General features: G+C 38.8%; 10 protein-coding genes and 1 pseudogene. 7 read left to right on the top strand and 4 right to left on the bottom strand.

Annotated features, from left to right (window positions below; translation table 11 throughout):
* Positions 1–584: 584 nt before the first annotated feature.
* From PGY05_RS03880 to PGY05_RS03910, 7 genes are all read left to right on the top strand, one after another.
* Positions 585–1319 (top strand): hypothetical protein, encoded by a 735-nt coding sequence (locus tag PGY05_RS03880; protein WP_270475386.1) that lies wholly within the window; start codon positions 585–587, stop codon positions 1317–1319.
* Positions 1320–1323: 4 nt separating this feature from the next.
* Entirely contained in the window at positions 1324–1698 is a 375-nt protein-coding gene (locus tag PGY05_RS03885) for a TnpV protein (RefSeq protein ID WP_211133819.1), read from the top strand.
* Positions 1699–2078: 380 nt separating this feature from the next.
* A complete protein-coding gene (locus PGY05_RS03890; RefSeq protein WP_006859036.1) occupies positions 2079–2318 on the top strand; it encodes a DUF6061 family protein in 240 nt (79 codons plus the stop codon).
* Positions 2319–2567: 249 nt separating this feature from the next.
* Positions 2568–3257 carry a response regulator transcription factor gene (locus PGY05_RS03895; protein WP_009265522.1) on the top strand — a complete coding sequence of 230 codons (690 nt, stop codon included), beginning with the start codon at positions 2568–2570 and terminating at the stop codon, positions 3255–3257.
* Positions 3254–4285, top strand: coding sequence for a sensor histidine kinase (locus PGY05_RS03900; protein ID WP_006859034.1), 1032 nt, complete (start codon positions 3254–3256; stop codon positions 4283–4285). The genes PGY05_RS03895 and PGY05_RS03900 overlap by 4 nt, the downstream gene beginning before the upstream one ends.
* Positions 4286–4436: 151 nt before the next feature.
* Complete coding sequence (locus PGY05_RS03905) at positions 4437–5102, top strand: ABC transporter ATP-binding protein (protein ID WP_006859033.1); 666 nt, start codon at positions 4437–4439, stop codon at positions 5100–5102.
* 14 nt (positions 5103–5116) lie between these two features.
* Positions 5117–7444 carry an ABC transporter permease gene (locus tag PGY05_RS03910; protein WP_117593969.1) on the top strand — a complete coding sequence of 776 codons (2328 nt, stop codon included), beginning with the start codon at positions 5117–5119 and terminating at the stop codon, positions 7442–7444.
* Positions 7445–7639: 195 nt separating this feature from the next.
* On the opposite strand, the gene PGY05_RS03915 is transcribed toward PGY05_RS03910, so the two are convergent.
* The 4 genes and pseudogenes from PGY05_RS03915 to PGY05_RS03930 form a co-directional block, all read right to left on the bottom strand.
* The gene (locus PGY05_RS03915; protein ID WP_008394183.1) at positions 7640–8347 is read right to left on the bottom strand and encodes a DUF6040 family protein; all 708 of its coding nucleotides are present in this window, start codon (positions 8345–8347) and stop codon (positions 7640–7642) included.
* Positions 8325–10046: a MobA/MobL family protein gene (locus PGY05_RS03920; RefSeq protein ID WP_107029154.1), complete on the bottom strand. Its 1722-nt coding sequence runs from the start codon at positions 10044–10046 to the stop codon at positions 8325–8327. The genes PGY05_RS03915 and PGY05_RS03920 overlap by 23 nt, the downstream gene beginning before the upstream one ends.
* Positions 10003–10374, bottom strand: coding sequence for a hypothetical protein (locus tag PGY05_RS03925; protein WP_118188367.1), 372 nt, complete (start codon positions 10372–10374; stop codon positions 10003–10005). Before PGY05_RS03925 ends, PGY05_RS03920 begins: the two co-directional genes overlap by 44 nt.
* A pseudogene (locus PGY05_RS03930) lies at positions 10374–10490 on the bottom strand (relaxasome subunit MobC); the annotation flags it as partial. The pseudogene PGY05_RS03930 and the gene PGY05_RS03925, both read right to left, overlap by 1 nt.

The raw sequence follows: 10490 nt of genomic DNA on the forward strand, positions 1-10490 counted from the left end.
TTTTCTGTTGCCTGGAAATATAAAAAAGAGTGGAAAAGAATAACGAACAGTATAGAAAAACGGTTGCCGGGAGAGTGTCCTGACAACCGTTTGTGATAACAGAATGATAACAAAATATATAATTTTCGCAAATCTGATAACAGATAAAGTGAATCTATCTACAAATTAGAGATGTGATTGTGGATTAAGTCAGATCATAAGTCTTGATGTCATTCCCCTCAGTGCCCTTTTTAACAATAGTATGACAACCTATCGTAGTTCACATAGCACGCAGTTTCCATTCGTCCTGAGTAGCGTTCAGCTTATCTAGTTCTTCCTGTCTTTTATCTTGATTTTCGATAGCTAATATTTCAGCTTTTTCCTTTTCATAGACATTTTTAAATTGACACCATTTCCTGAAAAAGTCCTGTCTTGGATTTCAAGGTGGAAATAAGCATGATACAGAACTGAATCAGTGGATAAATCATGAAAAAGAAGTTCTGGCAGAGATTGCAAAGCAATATGGAATTGAATGGGAACAGAAAGGTACTCATGAGGAACATCCGGACGTTTATAATTTTAAGAAAAAAGAGCGTAAAAAGGAAGTGCAGGCACTGGAACAGGAGAAAGAATATCTTACTGCTGAGAAAGAAGGACTGACTGCACAGATTGCGGAAGCAAGAGCTGATATCCAGCTTTTAAAAGATGACAAGGAGCAGGCAGTTAAAGATAAAGAGGAAGCTGAGAAGCGTGCGGAAAAAGCCGAGAAAGATCTGCATAGCCTGGAAGAACGCAGAGAACGGTTACAGCCGGTAATGGATAATGTCAGCAAAGAAATAAAGGAATATGGAACAGTGAAAACTCTACTTCCAGAAGCTGGTGCATTGGAACGTGCAACAACTTACCGGGATAAGAAAATAAAACCATTGTTTACTCAGGTGAAAAATAAAATTGCAGCGATGGCTGCACAGGTTAAAAAACTTGCCGAAGAAGTAGAAAAATGGAAACACAAATATCAGAAAACAAAGCAAGCATATAACCAAATACAAAGAGAGCTAGATACAGTGCGTGAAGAAGAGCAGTTATTTGATGAAAAACAACAATTGCAGGATGTTTCTGATAGATATGACCGGGTAGTGAGTGTTCTTGGAGAAAATGCTGTAGATGATGCGGTACAACAGGATATACAGGAGCAGAAGGCATTAGAAGAAAAGCGACAAATGGAGCAAATGCCAACAGGAAGTATTCACGAAAGACTTGCCTGGGGAGCCAGAAAGAGCGAGATGGAGAATCAGCAGCGTAAGAAAAATGAAATAAAAAACAGAGGAATGGAGAGATAAGATGATGAAAAAGCACATTTATGATGAAAGCAATGGATTAAGTTACACACTGCATGGAGACTATTACCTGCCAGATCTGGCAGTGAATGAGGGAGAACCGACATATGGTAAATACGGAATGTTGCGGAAACAGTTCCTGAAAGAGCATAGACCGGCACGATACCAGTATTTATTGATGACTGGGGAGCTGACGGCACATCTGAACCGAGTCGATCAGGAGACCAGAGAGCAGGTGGAAACCTTGGTAAAGCAGATTGAGGAAAAACAAGGTGTGAAGGAACAACTGAAAATGCAGGATCTGATGAAATGGGTTGGATTGATAAATAATATAAAGGTATGTGCGGAGAAAATTGTGTTGAAAGAGAGCGTGTATATGTGAGCAGAAAGGGCAGTCGGAAGGCTGCTCTTTGGCAATCTAAGAATAGAGTTTTGGGATAGAATATGATAAAATGTAAGAGATAAATTTCAGTTGATATTTCACATATTTTAGGAAATTTAATAACTGTTATATTTGATTATCAAATTCTTCGCAAACCCTTGAAAATACTAAGTTTGTAGCAAGTGAACTTTCCCTTACTCTTTCCCTTGTGTTACATTTTCCCATTGCTTTTCATGAACCTTAATATGGGAAAAATTAAGGGAAAGAAAATTTCATAACACAATATAACATATAACAATAACGACATGGTGAACTGATTGAAATGTTTTCGATATTTAACTCTGTAACTGATTATCAAAAGAAAATGGAGATAAGATACGATGAGAACAATTTATGCAGAATATAATATAAACCACGATAGTATTGATGTTTACACAAGTGCTGGATATATGCTTCGCATTGATTGCTGGGAAGCTGAAAAAAATTTAAAAACCACATATGGATCAGAATGTGCGCTTACTTCATTGGCTGTGGATGAGCCTTTGGAATATGCAAGATTATATCTTGATGGCAATTTACAGATGTGGGTGGATACAGAAGATTCATTAGAACTTTATTAAGCAAGAAGTGAGATAGTGTTGTAGGGAGTTTCCTGTAGTTAAAGATACCACACCCGATATGATGAACCCACGCTTATACACTACCAGCTATGATAAAAGAAAGGACAGCAATTTGACACTGCTGTCCTTTCTTTTATAAAATTGCAGTACACAGAAAAAAGCTGTAAAATGAAAAATATATTTGTCCTTGTAACAATTCTCGGACATTTGCCTGTTATACTATCTGCAAAAAGAAAAGGAAGTGATAATATGAAGCATATTTTAATTGTCGAAGATGATAATCTTTTGAATAAAACGCTTACTTATAATTTGGAATTGGACGGTTACACAATAACTTCTGTTCTGAATGCAAGGACAGCCGCTGAATCATTAAAAACAAACATTTTTGATTTGGTATTGCTGGATATAAATTTACCAGACGGAAATGGTTATGACCTATGCCGTCTTATCAAGCCAGAGCATCCTGATACAGTAGTTATATTTCTAACTGCCAACGATCAGGAAAGCAATCAGATACGGGGATATGAAGCTGGTGCAGTGGATTATATCACGAAACCTTTTTCGATTAGTGCTTTGCAGCGAAAAATCAAAGCCATGTTCGCTATGTTGGAGCATCACAAACCAGCTAAGGATATTTACGAGGATGGTAGCTTGTTTCTGGATTTTTCGGAACAATTTGCAAGTTTGAACGGGAAACCATTAGCACTTTCTGCGATGGAATATAAAATGTTGAACCTATTTCTTAAAAATCCGAAGCAGGTACTTACTCGCCAACAATTTTTAGAAAAACTGTGGGATGTTGATGAAAAATATGTAGATGAACATACCCTTACTACTTCTATCAGCCGTATTCGCAGTAAGATTGAAGCGGATGGCGACACATATATCAAAACGGTTTATGGTATGGGGTATCAATGGACAGGAGGCGAAAAGAAATGAATCTGAATAACCTTTCTGCTAAGAAAATTTGTAGACTGGTTAGTGCTGGCATGGTTTTCTCTATGCTGGTAATTACCGGTATTTTCGGCGGTATAATGCAGGATATACGAATTTTTATAGTGGGTGGAACATTGACACTCTGTGCGTTTTTCTGGATTTGGCTATTGGTGCTGATTTTTGGAAAACGCCTTTCTCATTTTACTTCTAATTTGTGCCGGACGCTGGACAACATGATTGATGGAAACGAGGAATTACAAAAGTCAAATGATAGTGAAACTCTTTTTGCCCGTATCAACCACCGCTTAATTCGGTTGTATGAGATTATGCAGAAAAACCGGCACAAGGTAGACATGGAACGACAGGAGCTTCAAATGCTGATTTCTGATATTTCACATCAAGTTAAAACGCCTGTCAGCAATTTGCAAATGGTAACGGACACACTTTTAACAAAGCCTGTTTCAGAAGAAGAACGGATGGACTTTTTACAAGGCATACGTAGTCAGACTGATAAACTGGATTTTCTGTTCCAAGCACTGGTTAAAACGTCCCGGTTGGAAACCGGAGCAATACGATTAGAAAAGAAAGACAGCAGCTTATTCCATACGCTTGCACAAGCCATGAGCAGTATTGTATATGCCGCAGAGAAAAAAGAAATTGCTGTATCCGTGGATTGCCCGGAAAATTTGATAATCTCCCATGACAGCAAGTGGACAAGCGAAGCCCTTTTCAATCTGCTGGACAATGCAGTAAAATACACTCCGTCAGGTGGAAAGATTTCTGTATCAGTGGTTCAGTGGGAAATGTACGTAGAGGTCAAAGTGACCGACACCGGCAAGGGCATTTCAGAAAGCAATCAGGCTGCCATCTTCCGGCGCTTCTATCGTGAGGAAGAAGTACACGATCAACAGGGTGTGGGAATAGGTTTGTATTTGGCTCGTGAGATTGTAACAAGGCAAGGGGGCTATATCAAGGTTGTTTCAGAGCTGAGGCAAGGCTCAGAATTTTCTATTATGCTTCCTGTAAGGTAAGATATAACCACTTTTTTTGAAATGTCCGAGCGTTGTAACATTTCACTCTGATTTTCGATAAAAATTTTTTCTATCTCGGACATTTGTGTAACATTTGTGGTTTACAATGGCTTTATCAACAGATAGAAAGCCTTGAAAGGAGCATTTGAATATGAGCATTTTACAAACAATCGACTTAAAGAAGTATTACGGCACAGAACCAAATATTACTCGTGCCCTTAATGGTGTAAATTTTACTGTGGAACAGGGAGAATTTGTTGCCGTAGTTGGAACTTCCGGCAGCGGTAAGTCTACATTGCTTCACATGATGGGAGGACTTGATACCCCCACTTCCGGCAGCGTGATTGTACGGGGAGAAGAACTCGCAAAAAAGAATGATGATGAATTGACAATTTTCCGCCGTCGTAACATCGGATTTATCTTCCAAAATTATAATCTGGTTCCGATTTTGAATGTATATGAAAATATCGTCCTGCCTGTGGAACTGGATGGCGATACAGTAGACCAGAAATTTATGGACGAAGTTGTGTATATGTTGGCTTTAGAAGATAAACTGGAAAATATGCCGAACAATCTTTCAGGCGGTCAACAGCAACGTGTAGCGATTGCACGAGCTTTAATTACGAAGCCTGCGATTATCCTTGCTGATGAACCGACCGGAAATCTTGATAGCAAGACCAGTGCAGATGTGTTAGGGCTTTTGAAGCATACCAGCGGAGAATTTAATCAGACCATTGTAATGATTACTCACAACAACGAGATCGCTCAACTCGCAGACCGCATTGTACGGATTGAAGATGGTAAAATTGTTGGCTAAAGGAGGTGGGAATTATGAATTATCCTTTTGAAAATGATACCAGTGCAGTAATTAAAAAATTAGCACGAAAAAGTGTGCGTTTTGATAAGAAGAAAAACTTATTTTGCCTTTCGGCAATTATTGTAGCCGTTGCTATGATAATGATGTCGTTGCTCACAGTGCAAAATATCATTTATCAAAATCAGAAAGAAATCGAAGGATTACATCAAGGGATTTTCTTTGACATTACGCAGGACAGTAAAGAAAAGTTGTTAGCAAACGAAGAAGTAAAAAGTGTAGGACTTTCCTGTAATATCAAAACAGTGAAAGAAAATTCTAAAGAACTGTCTCTGATTTATTATGATGATGACATGCTTAGTTTGATTCCTGCCTTTGACGGAAAATATCCAGAGAAAGCAAGTGAAATTGCTGTTACAGATGCCTTTTTTGCCAGTGAAAATAAGTCTCCGGAAATCAACGCCATAGTTCAGTTGAATCTGGATGGTACTTTGAAGAATTATACTATTGTTGGTATTTATCATGATAAAACTTCTACCGCTTATCCTGTTTTTGTTTCACTTGAAAAATGCCGGGAATTACGTGGAAATAACCTGCTTAATGGATATGTTTGGCTTGAAAATGCAGATACCCTTACAAAAGACGAAGCAACAGAAATATTATCTCAAATTTCAGAGGAGACTGGACTGAATAATTGGACAGTCAGCAGTTACTATGATTATGTAAATACAACTTTGTCCTTCAGTAATTATGCGGTATATGGTGTAGTTGCTGCCATTTTGTTTTTAGCTGCCGCACTTGTAATTTACAGCATTTTCTATATTTCGGTTGGACAAAAAGTTGCTGAGTTCGGACAGCTTCGGACAATAGGGGCAAGTAAAAAGCAAATTTATAAAATAGTTCTTAAACAGGGTTATATGCTTGCAGTTCCGGGGATTTTAATTGGTAGTATCATGGGAACGATCATCAGCTATTGTCTGCAATCAAAAGGCTGGTCAGTATTTGCATTTATTGTTTCTCTATGTGGCGCATGCCTTTTTGGAATACTGCTTGTTTATATTAGTGTTCGTAAACCAGCAAAAATTGCAGCGAATACTTCTCCAATTTCCGCCCTGAAAAATCCAGTGGGAATTGTAAATTACCGCACTCACAAAAGACATCGTATTACGCCTGTATATTTAGCGAAAATCAGCTTTTCCAGAAACAGAAAAAAATCTCTATTGACCATTTTATCATTGGGACTGTGCGGAGTTATATTTTTCCTTGCAGCAAGTTATCAGAGTTCTTTTAATGCCGAGAGTATGGCTCGTTATTGGGATATGAAGTACGGAGATTTCAAAATCAGCATTGATTTAGAAAACGAAAGTGAAAATTTGGATGCTCTCTTGCAGAAAGAATATTTTTCTGATTATGTAAAGCGTGTTGGAGATATAGAGGGAGTTAGCAATATATTTACTTATGCTACCGTACCAGTTGATTTCTCAACAGACAATGATATTTCAGATAGCACCTTGATGCTCGGCTATAATGAAAAGGATTTGGCGTCGCTAAATGCAGCGGTTTTGTCTGGAAATATTACTGATGATACAGAATTAGTTGTAAGTGATCCCGAACGTATTTATGATGTTTACCATTGGAAACCTCAAATTGGGGATACTGTGACCTTTAATTTCAAAAATCATAGTGGTAAAACAATAACAAAAGCATTCAAAATTGGTGCAATCACTTCCAGCAATGATGGAATGGGTGGCTATATTTTCAGAATGCCGGAAAATATGCTCAAAGAACTTGCAGGTTATGACTGTACATACGCAATCGAAATACAAGCAGAAACTGAATATCAGGAGATAATCGAGCAAGAACTCAAATTACTCGTTTCTGACAATAGGGATGTTCGCTTACAAACCCTTCAAGATTTTATTGTAGAACACCAATCAGACAATCGTGCAGGTTTTACATTAGCTTATGCGATTGCAGCCATCTTGTGGATATTTGCGGTCATCAATCAAATCAATCTTACTGTGACAAATCTTTTATCACAGAAACAGGAAATGGGCACACTAAAATCTATTGGTATGACAAATAAGCAGTTGAAGCAAGCATTTATGATGGAAGGTCTTTTTACTACTTTGATTGCATTGCTTATAACTGCTGTTGTTGGAATCCCCGGCGGATATGCAATCGGTATATTTTTGAAAAATGCAGGCATGTCTACGGGATTTGTATTTCCGGTTGTTGCTTTTACTCTTTTTGCTGTTGCTATGTTTATGCTTGAAAGTTTGATGACAATATTGCTTATTCATTCATGGAAGAAGCAATCTGTTATTGCAATAATGCGAAATTGATGATAGAAAGCTTTTCATATCTCGGTCAGCTCCACAATTACATTACTCTGCTGATACAGCCAGTCCGTAAATTCTTTCGGGCTGGCTGTTCCTGTTTTTACAGCCTTTTTTCTCTGTAATACTTCTTTTCATACAGTAAATTTTCACTAGGCTGGTATGGAGTAATTTTACTGTCTATACAGTAAGTTGAAAATACTAATATGGTCTTTTTTCTAACCAAACTTTAAGATAACATCTAATTCCAACATATGCGCCCTGCGAAAGTACGAAAAGCAATAGAAGATTTACTGACAGTACTTTTTTGATTGATTCTCCAAAATAAATGACAATAGCAACACTTGTCAGTATCATTAGTAGAGTAATAACATCCCAACAGTTTTTCTTATATAATTCTATAACCTTTATTTCTATCAGTATCGCCAGCATCCCTGTTCCTGCCATACATATTCCTACAATCAATATTAGCAATAACCAATATACCATTCCGGCTATAAAAGCATTTGGAATTTTTGTACTAATCTGTGCCGCAGAATGCCCGGCATCAATCGTCCATCCGACAAAGGTTTGTATGAATGATGCTAAATCATTGAAGAATGATTTACAATCGACAAGGAACATATCTGACTGTACTGCCTGAAAAAGAGTGGTTGTCAACGAATACCATGCAAGAAGGAACAAGGTTGTTTGGAACATTACCGTTTTTGCTTTATACTGTCCTGCAAGTCGCTCTTTTTGTGTTTCGTATTTTGCTTTTGCATTCTGATAGGCTGTCCGGTTACAGGCTTCACATTTTTCATAGAGTACCGGCTTTTCTACCGGTATTTCTACGATTTTCTGATGTGTCCGGGCATAATCCCGTTCCTGTGTTAAATAGCATATTTTATCTTGACATTCCTCTATCATGACGTTTGCGCTTCGCAACTTCTCTTTCTCGATCCGCAATGCTCTGTCTGCCAGCTTCAAGTCGTTCTTTAATGCTTGAATATTCCCGGCTCTGTTCTCTTTGTTTAATTTCTCGTTCAAGGTCAGAGATTCGCTGAGCTGCGTCTTCAGTTCCACGATAAGCTGTTCTTTCTGTTCTAGTTCTTCTTGTATCTCCTCGGTCAAGAGCAGAAGTTCTTCCAACTGTTCGGCGTTCTTTGATTCTCTGGATTCGTTCATCTATATCACGTCCTTTCTCTATCTGCTGTTCCAGTTCAGCAATTCGGTGTTCTGTTTCAGTAATAAACTGTTTTCGCTGTTCAGCTTCTGTGCCAATTTCTGCCATTGCTGATTTTCGTTTTCCAAAAGCTCTATCTTCGTTTTCTGTTCTTCCATCTTGGAAAGCAGTTCCTCGGTATTTGGCAAAATGTTGAGCAGCTCGGTTAACTCGTTGTTTAATTTTTGTAATTTCTGATTCTGTTTTTGCATAAGAGAGAGTTGAGTGTCCCGGTTCTGCATTTCCAGAATCATTTCTGCCATTAGGTTCTGCTGTTCTTCGATTTGACCAATCATGGATTCCATTAAGGGTATAATTTCCCGGCTTTCTTCTAATGTCATTTAATCGCTCCTTCCATAATGATAATGCACCCGATACTTTCCCAAAGGTGTTTAGTATCTTTTGCAATAACGTGTTTTGTTGTTTTATGATTTGATTTTCCGCTACTTTCCACGAGCCTTTTATTTCCTGCCCGGCAAAAAACTTTTGTTCAATCTTTCTTGCGTCAGCTCCTTCATGGATGGTAGGAATCTGGAGTTTTCCCTGCTTTTCATAAGAACGATGATCAACTTGATTATGCAAAGGCAGATGTTCATTACATACCTTTGCCCATTCACTCCGCCACAGTTCACAATTTTTTGGATTGTTCCATCCAGTAGCATCGGTCAGCACCCGTTTCCATTGCAGGCGGTTTCTTGCTCCAATCTTCTGAATTCCGTTTTCGTCTAATACAGGGATACGGATTCCATGACGGTCAGGGTTTTTCTTATCCTGCCACCAGTTCGGATGGGATTCATCAATCACGATATTTCCGTTTTTATCTCTGACAAAATCCCAATCCTTGACTTCTTTCTTTCCCCAAGAATGATCCGGGTTAAAAGGACGCATAGTTAGAAGCAGATGGACATGGGGGTTGCCATCCCCTTTGTCGTGGATACTCCAATCAGCGCACATTCCTCTATCTACAAAAGTTTTTTGGATATAGTCGGTTGTATATTGAATTTGTTCCTGTCTGCTCCATTCTTTGGGGAGGGCAAATTCAAATGACCTGCCAAGTTGGGCATCTGCATTTTTTTCAATCTTCAATACCTCATTCCATAACCTCTGTTTTTGAAATGTGATTTTAAATTTTTTTATAGCAGCTTCTTTATCTTCTGACCTTTTGTATCGGACAGACTTTTGAAAGCGTTTTATATTTTCCTCTGGTACTATCTGCCATTCAGAAGGTGCGTTTTCGCACATCATCAGACTGGTGTAGACCACTTCTTTTTTAGAAGTGTAATAACTGATACTCCCGGTTTCTTCGTTTTTCATCACATCCCCATTGAGATATGCAGAAGCGGAGATAACAGATTTTCCTTTACTTCGTCCGACTATTTTGATTGTGTAATGAAAAATCGCCATGTCTGGATTCCTCCTTTCTGCACATCCGGCATAGATTTCCGGCAACATTGCTTTCAATTTTAGAAAAAGCAGCATTGCCGGAACGCCCTCTGCGTAAGAGTGCCCTGCGCATAGCAGTCTGCATGGAATGCGCCCCTCTGGCGAAGAGTGCCTCCTGCGGCATGAGCAGGTCTGGCTGAAAGCCCCGCCGACGGAACGAGCCCGGCAAGCGTGAGCGCAGACCGGTTGCCACTTGTGGCAAACTTATTGGGACGACCTCTGGTTGTCCATAAGTGCGCCCTTCATGAAAAAGCAATGAAGGGAATGAAAAACTCATCCCCTCCGTCATTACACTTCCTCCATATCGGTATTTGTTTCTTTCTGCATTGCCTTTGAGAAAAATTTTCCATTGGCTTCCTGCTTTTTCAGAAAACCAATCAGCTTTGGGATGTCTTCCTCCTCAAT

It is taken from the genome of Coprococcus sp. AF51-11b1, from assembly GCF_027682785.1.
GTDB lineage: Bacteria > Bacillota > Clostridia > Lachnospirales > Lachnospiraceae > Allocoprococcus > Allocoprococcus comes.